The organism is Actinoallomurus sp. NPDC052274 (assembly GCF_040679475.1).
GTDB classification, from domain to species: Bacteria; Actinomycetota; Actinomycetes; order Streptosporangiales; family Streptosporangiaceae; genus Actinoallomurus; species Actinoallomurus liliacearum.
On sequence record NZ_JBFAUT010000016.1, the window covers coordinates 132,748 to 152,533 of the forward strand.

General features: G+C 71.3%; 17 protein-coding genes. 6 read left to right on the forward strand and 11 right to left on the reverse strand.

Annotation, left to right across the window (positions count from 1 at the left end):
- Positions 1-12 precede the first annotated feature (12 nt).
- Positions 13-1,734 (reverse strand): GMC family oxidoreductase, encoded by a 1,722-nt coding sequence (locus AB0K82_RS16540; protein ID WP_364397670.1) that lies wholly within the window; start codon positions 1,732-1,734, stop codon positions 13-15.
- A gap of 10 nt (positions 1,735-1,744) precedes the next feature.
- Positions 1,745-3,322, reverse strand: coding sequence for a succinic semialdehyde dehydrogenase (locus tag AB0K82_RS16545; RefSeq protein ID WP_364397672.1), 1,578 nt, complete (start codon positions 3,320-3,322; stop codon positions 1,745-1,747).
- A 201-nt stretch (positions 3,323-3,523) separates the two neighbouring features.
- On the opposite strand from AB0K82_RS16545, the gene AB0K82_RS16550 reads away from it, so the two are divergent.
- Entirely contained in the window at positions 3,524-4,156 is a 633-nt protein-coding gene (locus AB0K82_RS16550; protein WP_364397674.1) for a TetR/AcrR family transcriptional regulator, read from the forward strand.
- Positions 4,157-4,213: 57 nt separating this feature from the next.
- On the opposite strand, the gene AB0K82_RS16555 is transcribed toward AB0K82_RS16550, so the two are convergent.
- The 4 genes from AB0K82_RS16555 to guaB form a co-directional block, all read right to left on the reverse strand.
- A complete protein-coding gene (locus AB0K82_RS16555; RefSeq protein WP_364397676.1) occupies positions 4,214-5,515 on the reverse strand; it encodes a phospholipase D-like domain-containing protein in 1,302 nt (433 codons plus the stop codon).
- A 155-nt stretch (positions 5,516-5,670) separates the two neighbouring features.
- Positions 5,671-7,416, reverse strand: coding sequence for a glycerol-3-phosphate dehydrogenase (gene glpD / locus AB0K82_RS16560; RefSeq protein WP_364397678.1), 1,746 nt, complete (start codon positions 7,414-7,416; stop codon positions 5,671-5,673).
- Positions 7,417-7,555: 139 nt separating this feature from the next.
- The gene (locus AB0K82_RS16565; protein ID WP_364397680.1) at positions 7,556-8,668 is read right to left on the reverse strand and encodes a GuaB3 family IMP dehydrogenase-related protein; all 1,113 of its coding nucleotides are present in this window, start codon (positions 8,666-8,668) and stop codon (positions 7,556-7,558) included.
- A gap of 57 nt (positions 8,669-8,725) precedes the next feature.
- Entirely contained in the window at positions 8,726-10,222 is a 1,497-nt protein-coding gene (guaB, locus tag AB0K82_RS16570) for an IMP dehydrogenase (protein ID WP_364397682.1), read from the reverse strand.
- A gap of 139 nt (positions 10,223-10,361) precedes the next feature.
- Between guaB and AB0K82_RS16575 the strand changes: the two genes are divergently transcribed.
- Positions 10,362-10,748, forward strand: a complete 387-nt coding sequence (locus AB0K82_RS16575; protein WP_364397684.1) for a DUF5319 domain-containing protein — start codon at positions 10,362-10,364, stop codon at positions 10,746-10,748.
- Between the two features lie 308 nt (positions 10,749-11,056).
- Here the strand turns inward: AB0K82_RS16575 and AB0K82_RS16580 are convergent, their stop codons facing one another.
- The 4 genes from AB0K82_RS16580 to groES all read right to left on the reverse strand — a co-directional run bounded on the left by AB0K82_RS16580 (position 11,057) and on the right by groES (position 14,706).
- Positions 11,057-11,794 (reverse strand): hypothetical protein, encoded by a 738-nt coding sequence (locus AB0K82_RS16580; RefSeq protein WP_364397686.1) that lies wholly within the window; start codon positions 11,792-11,794, stop codon positions 11,057-11,059.
- Entirely contained in the window at positions 11,791-12,414 is a 624-nt protein-coding gene (locus AB0K82_RS16585) for a sigma-70 family RNA polymerase sigma factor (RefSeq protein ID WP_364397716.1), read from the reverse strand. The genes AB0K82_RS16580 and AB0K82_RS16585 overlap by 4 nt, the downstream gene beginning before the upstream one ends.
- Positions 12,415-12,676: 262 nt before the next feature.
- Positions 12,677-14,299, reverse strand: coding sequence for a chaperonin GroEL (gene groL / locus AB0K82_RS16590; protein ID WP_364397688.1), 1,623 nt, complete (start codon positions 14,297-14,299; stop codon positions 12,677-12,679).
- A 92-nt stretch (positions 14,300-14,391) separates the two neighbouring features.
- Complete coding sequence (gene groES / locus AB0K82_RS16595; RefSeq protein WP_252785891.1) at positions 14,392-14,706, reverse strand: co-chaperone GroES; 315 nt, start codon at positions 14,704-14,706, stop codon at positions 14,392-14,394.
- Between the two features lie 278 nt (positions 14,707-14,984).
- Between groES and AB0K82_RS16600 the strand changes: the two genes are divergently transcribed.
- The 4 genes from AB0K82_RS16600 (at position 14,985) to AB0K82_RS16615 (ending at position 19,082) form a co-directional block, all read left to right on the forward strand.
- Positions 14,985-16,178 (forward strand): SAM-dependent methyltransferase, encoded by a 1,194-nt coding sequence (locus AB0K82_RS16600; RefSeq protein ID WP_364397690.1) that lies wholly within the window; start codon positions 14,985-14,987, stop codon positions 16,176-16,178.
- 217 nt (positions 16,179-16,395) lie between these two features.
- The gene (locus tag AB0K82_RS16605; protein WP_364397692.1) at positions 16,396-16,611 is read left to right on the forward strand and encodes a zf-TFIIB domain-containing protein; all 216 of its coding nucleotides are present in this window, start codon (positions 16,396-16,398) and stop codon (positions 16,609-16,611) included.
- 145 nt (positions 16,612-16,756) lie between these two features.
- On the forward strand, positions 16,757-18,001 hold the full coding sequence (locus AB0K82_RS16610; protein WP_364397694.1) for a hypothetical protein: 1,245 nt from the start codon (positions 16,757-16,759) through the stop codon (positions 17,999-18,001).
- Positions 18,002-18,152: 151 nt separating this feature from the next.
- Positions 18,153-19,082: an aminoglycoside phosphotransferase family protein gene (locus tag AB0K82_RS16615; RefSeq protein WP_364397696.1), complete on the forward strand. Its 930-nt coding sequence runs from the start codon at positions 18,153-18,155 to the stop codon at positions 19,080-19,082.
- An 81-nt stretch (positions 19,083-19,163) separates the two neighbouring features.
- Here the strand turns inward: AB0K82_RS16615 and AB0K82_RS16620 are convergent, their stop codons facing one another.
- On the reverse strand, positions 19,164-19,610 hold the full coding sequence (locus tag AB0K82_RS16620) for a hypothetical protein (RefSeq protein ID WP_364397698.1): 447 nt from the start codon (positions 19,608-19,610) through the stop codon (positions 19,164-19,166).
- Between the last annotated feature and the right edge of the window lie 176 nt (positions 19,611-19,786).

Consider the following 19,786-nt stretch of genomic DNA (forward strand, 5'->3'; position numbering starts at 1 on the left):
TCGCAGTCGAGGTCAGGCGGGGGTGATGGGGAGATGGAGGGCGGCGGGGGCGTCGGCGGGGACGGCCGGGTTCTTCGGGGCCACGGGGGTGATGCGCGTGTACGCCGCGCCGAGGTCCGGGCGGGGGTCCGGTTCGCCGCGGTTGGGCCAGAGGGCCATGGCCCGCTCGGCCTGGGCGGTGATGGTGAGGGAGGGGTTCACGCCGAGGTTGGCCGAGACGGTGGAGCCGTCCACGACGTGCAGGCCCGGATGGCCGTACACGCGGTGGTACGGGTCGATGACGCCCTCCTCCGGCGAGTTCCCGATCGTGCAGCCGCCGATGAAGTGCGCGGTCGTCGGGATGTTGAACAGGTCGAGCCAGGTGCCGCCCGGGAAGCCGCCCACCTCCTCGGCGAGCATCCGGACCGCGCGGTGCGCCTGGGGGATCCAGGTCGGACTCGGCTCGCCGTGCCCTCGGCGGGCCCGCAGGCCGCGCCCGGACGGCGACGGCTCGACCGTGATCGAGTTGTCGTTGGTCTGCATGACCAGCGCGATGATCGTGCGCCGTGACCAGTTGCGCAGGTTCGGCAACCGGACGAGGTCCCAGGGGTGCGTCACCACCTGTCCGAGGAACCTGACCCAGCGGGGCACGCGGCCGCCGCCGTCGATGAGCAGGGAGCGGAGGCCGCCCATGGCGTTCGAGCCGGGGCCGTACCGGGTCGGTTCGATGTGGGTGTGCTCGTCCGGGTGGAACGACGAGGTGATCGCCAGCCCGCGCGAGTGGTCCTCGCCCTTGCTCCGGAACCGTTCGACGCCGAGGATCGCCTCGGAGTTGGTCCGGGTCCGTACGCCGAGGCGGTCGGACAGGTGCGGCAGCGTGCCGGAGTTCTTCATCCGGTGCAGCAGGCGCTGGGTGCCGTACGTGCCGGCGGAGAGGACGACCTGCTCGGCGGTGAGCGTGCGCCGCCAGCGCGCGCCGCGCCGTCCGGTCCGCGTCACCTCGACCTCGTAGCCGCCGCCGGGGCGCGGCCGCACGGCGGTGACGGTCGCCATGGAGATGATCTTCGCGCCGGCGTGTTCGGCCAGGTAGAGGTAGTTCTCGGTGAGCATGTTCTTGGCGCCGACGCGGCAGCCGGTCATGCACGAACCGCACTCGGTGCAGGTCGTGCGGCGCGGTCCGGCACCGCCGAAGTACGGGTCGTCGACGGCCTCGCCCGGCTCCGCGCCGAACAGGACGCCCACCGGGGTGAGGTGGAACGTGTCGCCGCGGCCCATGCGGTCGGCGACCCGCTTGATCGCCCGGTCGGCGGGGGTCATGGTCGGGTTGGCGCGGACGCCCAGCATCCGCTTGGCCTGCGCGTAGTACGGCCGCAGCTCGGCCTTCCAGTCGGTGATGTGCCGCCACTGCGGGTCATCGAAGAACGGCTGCGGCGGCTCGTACAGCGTGTTCGCGTAGACGAGCGAGCCGCCGCCGACCCCCGCCCCGGCGAGCACGAGGACGCGCGAGCCCCGCTCGCCGCGCAGCAGGTGGATGCGCTGGATGCCGGTCATCCCGAGGCCGGGCGCCCAGAGGTAGCGGCGGGTGCGCCAGGACGTCTTCGGCAGGTCCTGGTGGCGCCGGCCGGGCGGGCCGTCGGGGTCGTCGAAGCGGCGCCCGGCCTCGAGTACGCCGACGCGGTGCCCCTTCTCGGTGAGGCGGAGGGCGGTGACGCTGCCGCCGAAGCCCGATCCGATGACCAGGACGTCGTAGTCCATGCGTGCGCTCCTACCTGAGGCGAAGGCGTTTCAGCAGCTTCTGGCCGTTCGTGAGCAGGGCGGCGTACGTCTCGTACGACATGCCGAGGACCGGTTCGAAGCCGAAGCCGTGCTGGCTGGCGACCGTCTGGGCCTCGGTGTAGCGGAGCAGTCCCTCGGCGCCGTGCCGGCGGCCCACCCCGGACTCCTTCATCCCGCCCATGGGCGCGTCGTAGGAGCCGTACGCGGCGGCGTACCCCTCGTTGATGTTCACGGTGCCGGCCTTGATCCGGGCGGCCAGCCGGCGGCCCCGCCCGACGTCGCCGGTCCACACGCTGGCGTTGAGCCCGTACGGCGTGGCGTTGGCCAGGCGCACCGCCTCGTCGTCGGAGGAGAAGGGGTACAGCGCGACGACCGGGCCGAACGTCTCGCCCGCGCACACCTCCATCTCCGGCGCGATGTTCTCCAGGACGGTCGGTTCGAAGAAGTACGGCCCGACGCCGGGGCGCGGCCGCCCGCCGGCGAGGATCCGCGCGCCCTTCGCCACGGCGTCCTCCACGTGCCGGGTGACGGTGTCGAGCTGGCGCTGGGAGGTGAGCGAGCCCATGTCGGCGTCGAACCCGGCGCCCAGCCGCATGTTCTTGACCCGGTGCACGAAGCGCTCGGCGAACCGGTCGTAGATCTTCTCGTCGACGTAGAGGCGTTCGATCGAGATGCACAGCTGGCCGGCGTTGGTGAAGCAGGCGCGCAGGGCGCCCTGCGCGGCCCGGTCGACGTCGGCGTCGTCGAGCACCAGCATGGGGTTCTTACCGCCGAGTTCGAGCGAGTAGCCGATCAGCCGGTGCGCGGCCTTGTCCGCGATGGCCCGGCCGCCGCGGGTCGATCCGGTGAAGGCGACGTAGTCGGCGCCCTCGATCAGCGGGTCGCCGATCCGCTCGGGATCGCCGATCACCACCTGCCACAGCTCTTCGGGCAGTCCGCACTCGATGAGCAGGTCGAGCGCCCACAGGGTGGACAGCGCGGTCTGGGTGTCCGGCTTGTGGACGACCGCGTTCCCGGCGAGCAGGGCGGGCACGGCGTCGGTCAGGCCGAGGGCGAGGGGGTAGTTCCACGGCGAGATGACCCCGACGACGCCCTTGGGATGGCGCAGCTCGATGACGCGGGTGGCGGCGGGCATGATGCCCTGGCGGCGGCGCGGCCGCAGCAGGCCCGGGGCCCGGCGCGCGTGGTAGAGCGTGCAGCCCGCGGCGTCGAGGACCTCCTCGAAGGCGTGCCGGCGGGCCTTGCCGGTCTCGAGCTGGACGAGGTCGAGGATGTCCGCGCGGCGGTCGAGGATCGCGTCGTGGAACCGCAGGAACGGCTCGGCGCGCCGGGCCGGGGACAGCCGCGCCCACGACTCCTGGGCGGCGCGGGCGCGCTCGTACGCGGCGGCGACGTCCGCCCCGGTCGAGACCGGCAGCGTGGCGACCGGCTCTCCGCTGAACGGCGCGGCCATCCGGACCGTCGCGCCGCTGGAGGCGACGCGGGAGGTGAGCCGCTCGACCACCTCCGCGGGCAGGTCGGGAACGGTGACGCGCGCGTCGGTGGACGCCGCTGCGGGTGCGTTCATGCACGGAACTCTAAGACGCGAGTCCTCCTCATGGCTACTGCCCGGTAATGATTCGCCTGCGTGGTCAGCGCCACATCTCCTGTCCTCAATGCCATTTCGGTGCGTTCCGGAGTCACCTTGTTCTGCATTTGCTGGCTCGGATTGCGGTACACGGTGTATTCCGGAGAGTGAGGCGAGGAACCGTCGAGACGAGGGGGCAGAATGATCTCCGGCCCGGACCGGTCCACAGGCAACGAAGAGGTCCGCACACCCCGGCAGGAACGGCGGGCCCAGACCCGGGCCGCCCTCCTGGACGCGGCGGAGCGGCTGTGGGCGGAGCGGGGGATCCGCGGAGCCTCGCTCGACGAGATCGCCGGCCAGGCCGGGCTCACTAAGGGCGCGGTCTACTCCAACTTCGCCGGCAAGTCGGACCTGGTCCTCGCCCTGCTGGAGCGCTACACCCAGGCCGAGCCCGGCCTCGGCACCTGCCCCGCCCTGCGCGACTCCGAGCGCTCGCCGGACGAGCGGTCCGCCGACATCGGACGGCACTACGTCGAGCGGATGTCGGACGAGGAGACCCGGATGCGGGCGCTCCTGCTGGTCGAGCTGTGGCTGTTCGGGATGCGCGACTTCTCGGCGGGCTGGCGGATCGCCGACTGGTACCACGCCCGCCGGGAGGAGATCGCCGCCGGGCTGTCCACCGGCTCGTCAGAGATGTCCCCCGAGGACCGGGCCTCGCTCGCCATGGCGATCGAGTTCGGGCTGGCGCTGCAGCACCTGCTCGACCCCGACCGGGTGCCGGCCGAGCTGTACGGCCCCGGCGTCGGCCTCCTCCTGGGCTCGTCCCCGGAGTGACGCACGCCCCGGGCCGTACGGTCGGGCGTGCTCACCCGTACGGCCCGGGGCCCGGCGTCAGTTGTCGCTCTCGGCGGTGTCGTCGGCGTAGTCCGGCTCCACGACGCCGGACGCCTTCATCCCGGCGTCGGCGGACGTGATGGCCTTGCCGCGTCCGAAGACCGTGCCGAAGTTCGTGACGTAGCTCTTCTCCAGGGCGGCGTCGGCGATGGTGATCATCGCCTCGTCGTGGGCGTGGAAGCCGGGGTCGGTGTAGTTGCTGCTGCCGGTGAACACGACCTTCTGCGTCTTGCCCTGGTAGCGGCCGTCGAGCAGCAGGTACTTCGAGTGCTCGTACGCGTGGCCGTTCTCCGGCAGGTACCGCACCTCGGGACCGCCGTGGCGGCCGCCCTTCTTCGTCAGGTCCCGCAGGGCCGACTGGCCCACGTGGCCGAACACGACCTGGACCTGGCACCCGGCGTCGTCCAGCTTCCAGAGGCGCTGCGCGATCGGCCGCCAGGTGAAGTGGCCCATGACGATCCGGAGGCGGGTGCCGCCGGTGCACGACACCTTGTCCAGCGCCTGGCTGACCGGGTCGCCCGTCGACCAGGGGAAGAAGTCCATCCGGTACTTTCCGGCGCGCACGGTCCGGTGGTAATTGCCGGTGTGGTGCTGCTTGGCGAGGTCGTAGAAGTAGCGCCGGTAGGCCGCGTACACGCTCGCGCTCTTCAGCGTCAGCGCGTCGTTCCACTGCAGGTCACGCGCGTTGTACGTGGCGTTCGCCGAGGTCTGGACCACGACCTTCTTCGACTTGCGCGTGGTGGAGAAGAGGAAGAACTTGTTGTGGTTGAACTGCGGCCCGATGCAGCCCCGCCCCTTCGCGCACAGGGTGACCCAGGAGGACTTCTTCCGGTTCGTGCCCAGCGCCTTCTTCAGCGTCTTGTACGCCTTGTAGCCCGCGGACTCATTGTCCAGGACCACCCGCACGTTGACCTTCCGCTTCTTCGCCTTGACGAGCTGCGTGGCCAGGTCCTGCGTGGAGAAGTGGTACATCGCCACGTAGATGACCGCGCCCTTGGGCGCGCCGGCGATGAGCTGGGCGACCTGGGTCGCGATCGCGTGCTGCCTGGTCTTGCTGCCCGTCGGCGAGTTGAAGACCGGACCGGTCCGTACGCTCACCTTCTTCTTCTTCTTTTTGGCCTGAGCGCCGAGCAGTTCGGTCTCACTGAGCGCCTGCGCGTCGATGCCGGACCCGGCCGCCCGTACGGCGGCGGCGGCGCGCCCGTGCGCGGAGGGGGCGGCGTCACCCTCCGCCGCGATTCCGGCGACCAGCAGGCCGGTCGTCAGTACTGCCACCGTGCGCGTCAGCGACCTTGCCACGCGAACTCCTGTCCAAGCCGGATTTTTCGGGCATTAGCACCATTAGCCCGGAAACCCTACAGGAGTCGCTGCTGTCAAAAGCCGACATATGCCGGTATTCGTGGCGAACTGAACGGCCGGATCCGGCCGCCGGAATCTCAGATTCTCGGTAAACCTCAGGGAGTGGCGACCGGGACGATGTCCGGCGCCCCGCGACGGGTCGCGTCGGCGTCCTGGTCGTCCACCTGCGCCTGGGAGTCACGCTCCGCCTCGACGCGCTTGTGGTAGTACTCGATCTCCCGCTCGGTCTGCTCCGTCGACCAGCCCAGCTCGGGCGCGAGCAGTTCGGCGGCCTCGCGCGCCGCGCCGATCCCCCGGTCCCACGTCTCGATCGCGATCCGCGTCCGCCGGGTCAGCACGTCGTTGAGGTGCCGGGCGCCCTCGTGGGTCGCGGCGTACACCACCTCGGCGCGCAGGTAGTCGTCGGCGCCCTCGAGCGGCCTGCCGAGGTCCGGCCGCTCCTCGATCAGCGCGAGCAGGTCCTCCGTCAGCGTGCCGTAGCGCCGCAGCAGGTGCTCGACGCGCGCCACGTGCAGCCCCGAGGACTCGGCCAGGCGGTGCCGGGAGTTCCACGCCGCCTGGAAGCCGTTGCCGCCGACCAGGGCGATCTGGTCCGTGCAGGACTCCGGGACCTTGCCGTCCAGCCCGTGCGCGACCGCGTCCACGGCGTCCTTGGCCATCACCCGGTAGGTGGTGTACTTGCCGCCGGCGATCACGACCAGGCCCGGCACCGGGTGCGCGACCACGTGCTCGCGGGACAGCTTCGAGGTCTCCTCCGACTCGCCGGACAGCAGCGGGCGCAGCCCGGCGTACACCCCTTCGACGTCGTCATGGGTGAGGGGCGTGTTCAGCACGGCGTTGACGTGCTCGAGGACGTAGTCGATGTCGGCCTTGGACGCGGCCGGGTGGTCCTTGTCCAGGTCCCAGGCCGTGTCGGTCGTGCCGATGATCCAGTGCCGGCCCCACGGGATGACGAACAGCACCGACTTCTCCGTGCGCAGGATCACCCCGCTGGAGGAGTGGATGCGGTCCCGGGGCACCACCAGGTGCACGCCCTTGGACGCGCGGACGTGGATCTGACCGCGCCCGCCGACGAGCTCCTGGATGTCGTCGGTCCACACCCCGGTCGCGTTGACGACCTGCTTGGCGCGCACCTCGAGCTGCCGGTCGGACTCCAGGTCCCGCACGCGCACGCCGGTCACCCGCTCGCCCTCGCGCAGGAAGCCCACGGCCTGCGTGCGCGAGGCGATCTGCGCGCCGTACGCCGCCGCCGTGCGCAGCGCCATCATGACGTAACGTGCGTCGTCCACCTGGGCGTCCCAGTACTGGATCGCGCCGACGAAGGAGTCCCGGCGCAGCGACGGGGCGATGCGCAGCGCCTGGGTGCGCGTCAGGTGCCGGTGATGGGGCACGCCACGGTCCTGCCCCATCGAGAGCGACAGCGCGTCGTACAGGGCCACGCCCGCCCCGATGTAGGCGCGCTCCCACACGTGGTGGGTCATCGGGAACAGGAACGGCACGGGACGTACGAGGTGCGGCGCGATCCGGCCGAGCAGCAGCCCGCGCTCGGTCAGCGCCTCGCGGACCAGCTCGAAGTCGCGCTGCTCGAGGTAGCGCAGGCCGCCGTGGATCAGCTTGGACGACCGGGAGGAGGTGCCGGCGGCGAAGTCACGGGCCTCCACCAGCGCCACGCTCAGGCCCCGGGTCGCGGCGTCCAGGGCCACCCCGGCACCGACGATCCCGCCGCCGACGACGACGACGTCGAACTCCTCGCCGCCGCCGATCCGGTCCAGCGCCGCCGCGCGCTCGGCCGGGCCGAGCCGCGACCGGTTCACCTGGTTCTCAGCGTCCTCAACCGCCATGCCCTACTCCCTCGACGTCTGCGTCACCACGCTACGTCGGTACCCCGGCCGTCACAAAACACTTACCGGCCGACGCACTGCGTCAAAGGGACGGATGTGAGCTTCGGCACGCGTCTCCGCGCGGAGGGCTCAATACGGCTTAGTGCGGCGCCACCACGACCTGAACGCGCTGGAACTCCTTGAGGTCGGAGTAGCCCGCGGTGGCCATGGCCCGGCGGAGCGCGCCGATGAGGTTCATCGAGCCGTCGGCGACGTTCGACGGGCCGTACAGGATCTGCTCGAGCGTGCCGATCGATCCGAGCTCGACGCGCTTGCCGCGCGGCAGCTCCTCGTGGTGCGCCTCGCTGCCCCAGTGGTAGCCCCGGCCGGGCGCCTCCGTCGACCGCGCGAACGGCGACCCGACCATCACCGCGTCCGCGCCGACCGCGAGGGCCTTGGCGATGTCACCGGACTGGCGCATGCCGCCGTCCGCGATGACGTGGACGTACCGGCCGCCGGACTCGTCGAGGTAGTCGCGCCGGGCCGCCGCGACGTCGGAGACGGCCGTCGCCATCGGCACCGCGACGCCGAGGACCGTACGGGTCGTGTGGCCCGAGCCGCCGCCGAACCCGACGAGGACGCCGGCCGCGCCGGTGCGCATCAGGTGCAGGGCCGCCGTGTACGTGGCACAGCCGCCGACGATCACCGGGACGTCGAGGTCGTAGATGAACTGCTTGAGGTTGAGCGGCTCGGCCCGCCCGGAGACGTGCTCCGCGCTGACCGTCGTGCCGCGGATCACGAACAGGTCGACCCCGGCGTCGATGACCGCCTTGTGGTACTGCGCCGTGCGCTGCGGCGACAGTCGCGCCGCGACCGTCACGCCCGCGTCCCGGATCTCCTCGATGCGCCGCCCGATCAGCTCCTCCTTGATCGGCTCGGCGTACAGCTCCTGCAGCCGCCGCGTCGCCGCCGCGTCGTCCAGCGAGGCGATCTCGGCCAGCAGGGAGTCGGGGTTCTCGTACCGGGTCCACAGCCCCTCGAGGTCGAGCACGCCCAGGCCGCCGAGGCGCCCGATGGCGATCGCCGTCGCCGGGCTGACCACGCTGTCCATCGGGGCGACGACCAGCGGCATCTCGAAGCGGTACGCGTCGATCTGCCAGGCGACGCTGACCTCCTCCGGATCCCGGGTGCGCCGCGACGGGACGATGCCGATCTCGTCGAGCGCGTACGCCCGACGGCCGCTCTTGCCCCGCCCGATCTCGACCTCAGCCATGTACGTCCTCTCCATGCGCCGGCCGTGACCGCAGCGGGCCACGGCCGGAGGAAACTCTCAGCGAACCTGGTAGTTGGGCGCTTCGACGGTCATCTGGATGTCGTGCGGGTGGCTCTCCCGCAGGCCCGCCCCGGTGATCGGCATCAGCACGCCGTTCTCCTGCAGGTCGCCGATGGTGCGCGAGCCGGTGTACCACATCGCCTGCCGCAGGCCACCGATCAGCTGGTGCGAAACGGCGGCGATCGGCCCGCGGTAGGGCACCTGGCCCTCGATGCCCTCGGGGATCAGCTTGTCCTCGCCGGTCACGTCCTCCTGGGAGTACCGGTCCTTGCTGAAGGAACCGCCGCGCTCGCGGTTCTTCATCGCGCCGAGCGAGCCCATGCCCCGGTAGGTCTTGTACTGCTTGCCGTTGATGAAGATCAGCTCGCCGGGGCTCTCCTCACAGCCCGCGAGCAGCGACCCGAGCATCACCGTGTCGGCGCCCGCGGCGATCGCCTTGGCGATGTCGCCGGAGTACTGCAGGCCGCCGTCGCCGATCACCGGTACGCCTGCGGGCCGGCACGCCAGCGCCGCCTCGAAGATCGCGGTGACCTGCGGCGCCCCGACACCGGCGACCACCCGGGTCGTGCAGATCGAGCCCGGGCCGACGCCGACCTTGACGGCGTCCGCACCGGCGTCGACGAGCGCCTGCGCCCCGGCCCGCGTCGCGATGTTGCCCGCGATGACGTCGGCGCCGCTGTTGGCCTTGAGCTTGGCGACCATGTCGAGCATGCCGCGGGAGTGCCCGTGCGCGGTGTCCACGACCAGGACGTCGACACCGGCCTCGATCAGCGCCTTCGCGCGCAGCTCGGCCTCCTCGCCGACACCGACGCCCGCGCCGACCACGAGGCGGCCGGCGGAGTCCTTGGTGGCGAGGGGGTACTGCTCGCTCTTGGTGAAGTCCTTCACCGTGATCAGGCCGCGCAGCCGGCCGGCGCCGTCGACGAGCGGAAGCTTCTCCACCTTGTTGGCGCGCAGCAGCGCGAACGCCTCGTCACGGGAGACCCCGACCGGGGCCGTCACCAGCGGCATCCGGGTCATCACCTCGCGCACCGGGCGCGCGGCGTTGGTCTCGAACCGCATGTCGCGGTTGGTCACGATGCCGACGAGCACGCCGTCGGCGTCGGTCACCGGAACACCGGAGATCCGATAGTGGGCGCACAGCGCCTCGACGTCGGCGAGGGTGTCGTCCGGCGAGCAGGTCACCGGGTTGTTCACCATGCCGGCCTCGGAGCGCTTGACGAGGTCGACCTGCTGGGCCTGCTCGTCGATCGACAGGTTGCGGTGCAGCACGCCGAGCCCGCCCTGGCGGGCCATGGCGACGGCCATCCGCGCCTCGGTGACGGTGTCCATCGCGGCGGACACGAGCGGGATGCGCAGCGTGATCGATCGCGACAGGCGGCTCGTCGTGTCGGCGTCACCCGGTCCGAGATCGGAGTAGGCGGGCACGAGCAGCACGTCATCGTAGGTGAGCCCCTGGGGGGCGAACTTGGCGTGCTCGGGCGCGGAAGTCATGGGCATCATCCGGAAGGGGTCGCGGTGTCGGGCCTGATCAGCGAAGCGTTCCTCCCATCCTAGTCCGCCGCGTCGAACGACCGGCCAAGCGCGGCGACAAGGCACGAATCGGCGGCCGATACTCGGGTAGCGTGGGTTTGTGCACGATGACGCTCCGCTCGATCCGTTCGCGAATGATCCCGAGGACCCGGCGTCGGCGCTCGGCGACCCGAGCGACGAGACCGCTCCGCTGAGCACGACGGAGCGGGAGGACGTGCTGGCCGACCTCGCCGACCTGGAGGTCTTCCGCGCTCTCCTGGAGCCTCTCGGCATCAAGGGCCTCACCGTCGAGTGCGGCGACTGCGGTCGCGCGCACCACATCGACTGGGACCTCCTGCACGGCAACCTGCGCCACCTACTCGACGAGGGGTTGCCCCGGGTCCACGAGCCGGCCATCGCCGCGGCCCCCGAGGACTACGTCAGCTGGGAGTACGCCCGCGGGTACGTCGACGGCGTCATCGACAGCGAGGAAGGCCAGTCGAGCTAGGCGTCCAATGCCTGGCCGGTGGATCATGCGCTGGTCGACCTGTGCGTGTGCGGACCGTGTCGGCCGGGCAGAGTCCGCCCGCCGGGCGGAGCGTCGTTTCTGGTGGTGTCTACTCAGGGGAGAGAATTCTTCTCTCAGTAGACGCCGATAAGACAGGCCGGACGACCCGGGTGGGTGATCTGTCGAGATCGCCCGCCATCTCCTTGGGGCGGTCGTGCGGGGCCGTACCGGATGCTCGGCAAAAGCCCCGCCCATGGTGCCCGACATGCGGGGAAATCCGCCGCTACCGGACGCGTCGCTCCGGTGCCTTACCGGGCGCGTACCGTCCGGTCCGGCGCGCCCGCCTTCGGCTCGGTGACCTGGTGCCGCGCCCGGCGCTGCGGCGCGATGGCGGTGTCATCAGGCTGCGGGGTCGCGGTCGGAGTCGAGACCGGCGAGGGCGACTCGGTCGGCGTACCCGGCGACGGGGTCGAGGTCGGGGTCGCCGAGGGGCTGCCGGAGGGCCGCGCCGAAGACGGCGCCACGAAAGCGGAGCCGCGCCCCTTCTTCGGAGTGTGCGACGCGGACGCCTTGGTCGTGGTCGGTGTGGGGTCCGCCTTGCCGGCGGGGGTCCGGTCCACCGCGGGCCGGGGTCCGCTGGGGAGCGGCCGGCCGATCGACTCGATGCGGGCCTTGGAGCGTTCCGTGAGCTGGTGCCGGGCCGATGGAGCGTGCGCCTTCGGCCCGCCGCCGCCCGCGACCGCGGCGCCGGCCGTCGTCAGCATGACCGCGACCGCGCCGAAGGTGACGAACGCCCGGACCACGGGGCGTCCGGAGGTCTTGGACGTCGCGCAGGAGACGCGGGCGGGGGCGGGCAGTGGTGGTGCGCCCGCGTCCACGTCGGCGACCAGGGCGGCCAGCAGACGGGCGGCCGGGTCGTCGGAGACGGCGGATCCGGAACCCGGATCGGTGACGCGGCGTGCGGCCAAGGCGTCGAACAGATCGCCGCTGCTGGTGATCTCACTGAGGTCGAGCGGCTCGGGAGTGGCGGAACCCCCACCGGTCAAGCGATCGACTCCTCACTCGCCATCGCTCGAAGACGGGCGAGAGCCCGGTGCTGGGCGACGCGTACGGCCCCGGCTGACATGCCCAGTACATTACCGGTCTCCTCGGCGGACAGACCCGCCACCACCCGCAAGAGGACCAATTCCCGTTGATGATCCGGCAACCGGTCGAGAAGGTCCCGCGCGCGCTCCGCCTCGATGTAGCGGACGACCGTCTCCTCCGGGCCCGGGCCCTCGTCGGGGCCGTCGGGCAGGTCCTCGGTCGGCACGGCCGCCCGGATGGCGCTGCGCAGCGCGTCGGCGATCTTGTGTGACGCGATGCCGAAGACGAAGGACGCGAAGGGGCGGCCCATGTCGCGGTAGCGCGGCAGCGCGCCGAGGACGGCGATGCACACCTCCTGGGCGACGTCGTCCGCGATGTGGTATTGCCCGGACACCCGGCCGAGCCGTGCCCGGCAGTAGCGCACGACCATCGGGCGGACCCGTCCGATCAGGGATTCGACCGCTTCGCGGTCTCCCTGGACGGCAAGGATCGTGAGTTCCCTGAGGTCATTGTCGTCCGCCTTAGCCGGTCGTCTCCCCCGTAGTTCGGCGGTGGCACCCCGAACCGCGGCCCCGGCGATCGCTCCCTCGGTCACGAAAGCATGATGCCCACCGAGATCGCGCCTGTCTGCATCGTTGACGACAACGGAATGGTCACAGTGCTGATCCCAACGCGATTGCGGTCGCTGAGTGTGACCACGCGAACGATCACGGTCGCTGAGTGTGATGGCAGCGTCGATCGCGGTCACCGACCGTGCCCGATGAACGACGGATGCCCCCGCCAGGCGCGTGGCGAGGGCATCCGTGTGATCCGCCGGCCGCGGTGTCGCGGCCGATCGATGATCAGTGACCGTGGCCGTGGCCGTGGCCGCCCGCGGCGGCGTCCGGCTCCTCCTCGGGCTTGTCGGCGACGAGCGCCTCGGTGGTGAGCAGCATGCCGGCGATCGACGCGGCGTTGCTGACCGCGGAGCGGGTCACCTTGACCGGGTCGATGACGCCCTGGGCGATCAGGTCGCCGTACTCACCGCTGGCGGCGTTGAAGCCGGAGCCGACCGGCAGCGTCTCGACCTTGGCGACGACGACGTAGCCTTCCCAGCCGCCGTTCTCGGCGATCCAGCGCTGCGGCTCGACCAGGGCGCGGCGGACCGCCTCGGCGCCGGTGGCCTCGTCACCGGACAGGCCGAGGGCGTCGAAGCCCTCCTTGGAGACGTGCACCAGCGCGCTGCCGCCGCCGGAGACGATGCCCTCCTCGATCGCCGCGCGGGTGGCGGAGATGGCGTCCTCGAGGCGGTGCTTCTTCTCCTTGAGCTCCACCTCGGTCGCGGCGCCGACGCGCAGGACGCAGACGCCCCCGGCCAGCTTGGCGAGCCGCTCCTGGAGCTTCTCGCGGTCCCAGTCGGAGTCGCTGCCCTCGATCTCGCGGCGGATCTGGCGGATCCGGTCCTCGATCGCGGCCGCCTCGCCCGAGCCGTCCACGACCGTGGTGGCGTCCTTGGTGACCGTCACGCGCCGGGCGCGGCCCAGCACGTCGAGGTCGACGCTGTCGAGCTTGAGGCCGACGGCCTCCGTGACGACCTGGCCACCGGTGAGGACGGCCATGTCCTCCAGCATCGCCTTGCGGCGGTCGCCGAAGCCCGGCGCCTTCACCGCGACGCTGACGAACGTGCCGCGCAGCTTGTTCTGCACGAGGAGCGCCAGGGCCTCGCCCTCGACGTCCTCGGCGACGACCAGCAGCGGCTTGCGGGTCTGGGCGACCTTCTCCGCCAGCGGCAGGAACTCCGTGACGTTGGAGATCTTGCCGTCGTGGATGAGGATGTAGGCGTCCTCGAGGACCGCCTCCATGCGCTCCGGGTCGGTCACCATGTACGGCGACAGGTAGCCCTTGTCGAACTGGAGACCCTCGGTGAACTCCAGCTCCAGGCCCATCGTGTGGGCCTCCTCGACGGTGATGACACCGTCCTTGCCCACCTTGTCGAACGCCTCGGCGATGAGCTCGCCGATCTTGGCGTCCTGGGCGGAGATGGTGGCGACGTGCGCGATCGACTCCTTGTCGGTCACCTCACGGGCCGACTTGAGCAGCTGCTCGGAGACGTAGTTGGCGGCGGCGTCGATGCCCCGCTTGAGGCTGATCGGCGACGCGCCGGCGGCGACGTTGCGCAGCCCCTCGCGGACGAGCGCCTGCGCCAGGACCGTCGCGGTGGTGGTGCCGTCACCCGCGATGTCGTTGGTCTTGGTGGCGACCTCCTTGGCGAGCTGCGCGCCAAGGTTCTCGTACGGGTCGTCGAGCTCCACCTCACGCGCGATGGTGACACCGTCGTTCGTGATGGTGGGGGCGCCCCACTTCTTGTCGATGACGACGTTGCGGCCGCGCGGGCCGATCGTCACCTTGACGGCGTCCGCGAGGGCGTTGACGCCACGCTCAAGGGCGCGGCGCGCTCCCTCGTCGAACTCCAGGATCTTCGGCATTGGGAAGCTCCAAGTATGGATGTCCGGGGACGTGCGCAGCCCCGGCCACCCTCAATGGGGTACGACCGGGGCGGCGCATCTGTTCGGGTGTCTTACTTCTCGACGACGGCGAGCACGTCGCGGGCCGACAGAACGAGGTACTCCTCGTTGTTGTACTTGACCTCGGTGCCGCCGTACTTGCTGTAGAGGACGACGTCCCCGACCTTGACGTCGAGCGGTACGCGCTTCTCGCCCTTGTCGTCGAAGCGACCCGGCCCAACGGCGAGGACGGTGCCCTCCTGGGGCTTCTCCTTGGCCGTGTCCGGGATGACCAGACCCGACGCGGTGGTCTGCTCGGCCTCAAGAGGCTGGACGACGATGCGGTCCTCGAGCGGCTTGAGAACAACCTTGGTGGCGGTCGACACGATCTGACCTTCCCCTTCGATTGCGTATCCTCGGCCGACCAGATCGGCCAGCCGCATGTTGGAGACGCGACGATGGTGGCCTGCCGTCGCGGGTGCCAGACCAGCCTGTCGCTTGATTGGCACTCTCATAGGGAGAGTGCCAGTTGGAGATTATGCCGGGGTCCGGGAACCCGTCAACACGGACCCCCGCGCGCCGCCCACCTGTCGTTATATGAGCCGTTTGTGAATCTTCGCCGGTGGCCAGCTGCGTCCCGGGTGCGTCCGGCGACTACCGTCGTCGGGTGGACATCGCCGCGTTCGAGGAGCTCCTCACCCCGGAAGGTCAAGAACTGCTCGGCGAGATCGGCGCCGCCGGTGCCGACGAGCGCACGCTGCCTGCCATGGTCGCCCGCCTGCGGGCCCGCCACCCGGCCGACCTCGTCGGCGCCGCGCTGACGCAGGCCCGGCTCCGGGAGCGCGGCCGGGCGAAGTTCGGCGCCGACGCGGACCGGATGTACTTCACCCCGCAGGGCCTCGAACAGGCCACCCGGGCCAGTGTCGCCCGCCACCGGGCGCGGCGGTTCGCCGACCGGCTCTCCCCGGGTGGCCGGGTGCTCGACCTCGGCTGCGGCATCGGCGGCGATCTCCTCGCCCGCGCCCGTACGGGCGTCGGCGGCGTAGGCGTCGAGCTCGATCCGCTCACCGCCGCCGTCGCGCGGGCCAACCTCCGCGCCTTCGGCCTGGCGGACCTGGCGGACGTACGGACCGGCGACGCCGCCGCGCAGGACCCGGGCGGGTACGCCGCCGTCTTCGCCGACCCCGGCCGCCGTACGGCCCGCGGGCGGGTGTTCGACCCGGACGCGTACCTGCCGCCGCTCGGCACGGTGCTGGACCTCGCCGGCCGCGCGCCGGGCGCCTGCGTCAAGGTCGCCCCGGGCATCCCGCACGAGGCGGTCCCGCCGGGCGCGGAGGCGGAGTGGATCTCCGACGCCGGAGAGGTGAAGGAGGCGGCGCTGTGGCTCGGCGACCTGGCGGGCGACACGCCGCGCCGGGCGACTCTGCTGCGACAGGACCGGGAGCCGGCGACCCTGGTGGCCGATCCGGCCCTGGGGGCGCCGCCGGTGGCCGGCTGGCGCCGTTATCTGTACGAACCGGACGGCGCCGTGGTCCGGGCCCACCTCGTCGCCGAGGCCGCGGCCCTGCTCGACGGGGCCCTGGCCGACCCGCGGATCGCCTACATCACCTCCGACGTGTCGCGCGCGACGCCGTTCGCGCGCCCGTACGAGATTTTGGACGTCCTGCCGTTCGGCGTGAAGCGGGTACGGGCGGCGCTGCGCGCCCAGCGGACGGGCACTCTGACGATCATGAAGCGCGGCTTCGCCGGAGACGTGGAACGGCTGCGCCGCGACCTGCGCACCGACGGCACCGAGGCGCGCGTCCTGGTGCTCACCCGCGTGGGCGACGCCCCGACCGCCCTCATCTGCCGGGAGGCCTGAGCGCGCGGGGCACGCGCGGCGCGGGCGAGATCGCGAGCGCCCGCATCCGGCGGCAGGGCAGGTCGTCCGTCCAGGGCTGGGGGCGACACGCCAGAGTCCGGCAAAGACCACGGTGACGGCGGTGTCCGCCTGACTACTCTTGGCGACCGGCAGGTCGCGCCGCGGGCGCGATGACGGGCGCCCGCGATCCGGGTGCGGGCGAAGACGGGGGACGACGATGGCCGACGCCGTACTGCGGTGTCCGAAGTGCGGTGCCGGAATGGTGACCTTCCAGCGAAGCGGCATCGTGTTCGAGGAGTGCTCCCGCTGCCGCGGGGTGTTCCTCGGACGGGGCGAGCTCGACCGCCTGATGTGGCGCGGCACCTCCCACACCCCCGCCGTCTGCGGCCACCCGGCCGGGATCTCGTACGAGGGCCGGCATCGCCGCGCCTGAAAAAGGGCGCTTTGCCGCACCGGACATAATCTCTTTCCCCTGAATTTCTTTTCTCCGGCTCGATGACCTTGGTCAGCTCAATAGAGTGTCTCCTCGCGATCCATGCCGCCGCCATTTCCGGCAGGGCGAACGAAGGAGTACCCGGGTGGACACCAATCACAACTTCCTGCAGACAGGGGGTCAGCCGGTCTCGGACCGAATGCGAGAATTGCTAGCCCGCGCGGCGCAAGATCATGTCTATGAGCAGCGTTCGACGGGCCAGCTGCTGGACGAGATCCACCAGCGGCTGGAGGGAATAGAGTGGCTGCTCCGTGAGGTCCGGGAGCGTGAGCTCACCGGGCTGACGACCCAGCTCGACACCGTCCGCGGACAGGTCGACGAGCTGTGCGGCAAGCCCCCGGAGTGGGCCGAGGGGCTGGCCGAGCACATCGAGTCGGTGGGCGAGAAGGTCAAGCCGGTCGCCGAGCTGCCCTCCCTGTGGGCCGACGTGGGCGTCATCGCCGAGAACGTCGACGAGGGGCTGGCCCGGATCCAGGCCGTGCTGGACTCCAGCCGGAGCATCACCGAGGCGACGCTGCAGGCCGCCCAGCAGATGGACGACCTGACCAAGCGGCTCGACCGGCTCGCCGGCACCATGGAGGCCGCGTCGGTCCGGTTCAACCGGCTGGACAAGACGCTCGCCGACCTCGGGCACCGGTCCGAGAAGCTCGAGCACGAGATCAACGGGGTGGCCGGCAAGGTCGACCAGTCGCTGCACGACATGGCCGAGCGGGTCGAGCAGGGCCTGGAGGCCGTCAACGGCCGGGTCGAGGGGGTCGGTGGCCGACTCGACGGCATCGACGGGCGGCTGGAGGGCCTGTCCGGCAAGATCCGCGGTGTCGAGGGTCATTTCCAGGCACTGGAGGCGAAGGTGGACGGAGCCTGTGACCGCGTCGAAGGGGTCGATCAGCAGCTCGACCGGCTGCCCGCGACGCTGGAGATCAACGAGTTGCACCGCAAGATCGCCGCGATCGGCGACCGCCCGTTCATCGACCCCACCGACCGGTTCGACGCCCTGGAGAAGCGCCTGTCCGAGGCGGTCGACCCCCTCCTCGACGAGTTGCGGGCGCGACCCGATCGAGACGAGACCGAGGAGACGCTGTCGAAGATCATTGAGGCGTCCCGGGTCGATCTGACCAAGCACATGGAGATCCTTCGCGAGGACCTTCTGCGCCAGGTGGTCGGGGTGCACGACGACGTCTCCCAACGGGTCGTCGGCGTGCAGCACGACGTGACCAAGCAGGTGACGACCGTCCATGAGGACCTGATGAAACGGCTCGTCACGCTGGAGGAGACGATGCTGGCACTGGCCGAGGCGCTCTTGCGGCCGCGACGGGACGGCAAGGACTGAGGGGATGGCCGCTCGCAATTCACCCCAGAGCGGCCACTCTCCATTAATTGCATCATTAACGGCAATTCACTCGCCGAGCCCGCAATGACATGCCGTTCGGTCTGCCTCCTGTCGTCAAAATCACTACCGATCCTCGGCCGAATCCGTTTTCATGGAGGTCGTGACCTTCCCCACGCTCTCCGATCCGCCGAGCACCGCCACGCTGCGCTGGATCGAAAAATGCCTGGGGCCCGGCAGTGAGGTGAAAATGGTCCGGCCCATGATCGGCGGGCTGGCCCATGTCAACCACGCGGTCCTCGCCGAGAGCCGCTCGGGCACCGTGCATCGCCTGGTGCTGCGCCGCTGGGCGTCGTCCGGCTGGCCGGTGCTCGACATCGACTTCTCCCCCGAGCTGGAGATCGCGGCCCTGACCCTGCTCACCGCGTGCGAGATCCCCACCCCCGCGCTCGTGGCGGCGGACCCCTCCGGGGCGCACTGTGACGTCCCCGCACTGTTGATCACCCGGCTGCCGGGCCATCCGCCCCGCCCCTCCTGCGCCGAGCTCTCCGAATACCTCATCCAGTTGGCCGCCGCGCTGCTGCCCGTCCACGCCGTCGCCGGGGCGTCGACCATGCCGCCCTACCGGCCGTACAACCGCCTGGAGATCCGGCTCGCCCCACGGCACGCCCGGCGACCGGCGCTGTGGGAGCACGCCCTGGACGTCGCCGCCGGGCCCACGCCGGGCGCCGCGGCACACTTCATCCACCGCGACTACCACCCCGACAACACGCTGTGGGCCGGCGGCCGCCTCACCGGCATCGTCGACTGGTCCAACGCGTCGTACGGTCCGGTCGCCATCGACATCGCCCACATGCGCCGCGCGCTGGCCCTCCGCTACGACGTCACGGCCGCCGACCGCTTCTCGGCCTCCTTCGACCAGGTGTCCGGCGGCTACCGGCACGACCCGTACTGGGACCTGCGCACGGTCCTCGACCTGCTGCCCGAGCAGCCCGATCGAACGATCGCCGCCCGCGACATCCCCGCCCTGGAGGACCTGCTCGACCACGCGCTCGCCGACCTCGGCGCCCCGGCCCGCTTCTGAACCTGCTCTCGCCTCAAGGGAGGGGGGCGGGTACGGCGTGCACCCGCCCCGTGCGGCCGCGTGGTGACCGGTCCGCAGCGGTCAGGCTCCGCCGGGCCCGACCGGTCGCACGCGGGCCCGCAGCCCGTCGAGCCGCGCGACGGCAGGCCGCCAGTCGCGGGGTACGACGTGACACCTGCGCGCCCGCCGGTCGCCGTAGGTGATGGAGTAGGCGAGGTGGTCCGCGATGTCGCATCCGGCCGGCGAGGACCACCAGGTCCGGATCCGGTCCAGGTCGGCGCGGAGGCCGTCGAGTTCGTCCGGGGTGAGGGCGACCGTCGCCTGCTCGGGCGAGATGTGCGCCACGCCGGTGGCGTCAACGGTCACGGTGTCGTGGAGGCCGGCGAACCCGCCCGTCCGCGTGTAAGTGACGATCGGATCCTCGCTCGGGGCCTCGATGGAGGGCCTGCCGCTTGCGGCGTTCGCGCTCGGTGCCGTAAAGGTCGCGGCGGCCGACAGCGTGCAGCCGAGAAGAATGAAGCGTCGCATGTCCACCTCTTTGTGGCGTGCGCCGACGAATTGCGGCGAAAGAATAAGAACAGGGGCAGCGAAACCGCGTCCGGCGTTTAGGAACCGGCGCGGGAAGGGAGTTCCGTGGGGGCGGGGGGCCGCCCGCGCCCGCCCCGCCGCCCCGGCGGGCGCGGGATATTTTTTAAAAGAGGAGG

Bases quoted from the DNA above. Each gene is read 5' to 3' on its own strand.
- AB0K82_RS16540 (WP_364397670.1), bottom strand. From the start codon at position 1,734: ATGGACTACGACGTCCTGGTCATCGGATCGGGCTTCGGCGGCAGCGTC.
- AB0K82_RS16620 (WP_364397698.1), bottom strand. From the start codon at position 19,610: ATGCGACGCTTCATTCTTCTCGGCTGCACGCTGTCGGCCGCCGCGACC.
- AB0K82_RS16565 (WP_364397680.1), bottom strand. From the start codon at position 8,668: ATGGCTGAGGTCGAGATCGGGCGGGGCAAGAGCGGCCGTCGGGCGTAC.
- AB0K82_RS16615 (WP_364397696.1), top strand. From the start codon at position 18,153: ATGGAGGTCGTGACCTTCCCCACGCTCTCCGATCCGCCGAGCACCGCC.
- glpD (WP_364397678.1), bottom strand. From the start codon at position 7,416: ATGGCGGTTGAGGACGCTGAGAACCAGGTGAACCGGTCGCGGCTCGGC.
- AB0K82_RS16605 (WP_364397692.1), top strand. From the start codon at position 16,396: ATGGCCGACGCCGTACTGCGGTGTCCGAAGTGCGGTGCCGGAATGGTG.
- AB0K82_RS16545 (WP_364397672.1), bottom strand. From the start codon at position 3,322: ATGAACGCACCCGCAGCGGCGTCCACCGACGCGCGCGTCACCGTTCCC.
- guaB (WP_364397682.1), bottom strand. From the start codon at position 10,222: ATGACTTCCGCGCCCGAGCACGCCAAGTTCGCCCCCCAGGGGCTCACC.
- groL (WP_364397688.1), bottom strand. From the start codon at position 14,299: ATGCCGAAGATCCTGGAGTTCGACGAGGGAGCGCGCCGCGCCCTTGAG.
- AB0K82_RS16550 (WP_364397674.1), top strand. From the start codon at position 3,524: ATGATCTCCGGCCCGGACCGGTCCACAGGCAACGAAGAGGTCCGCACA.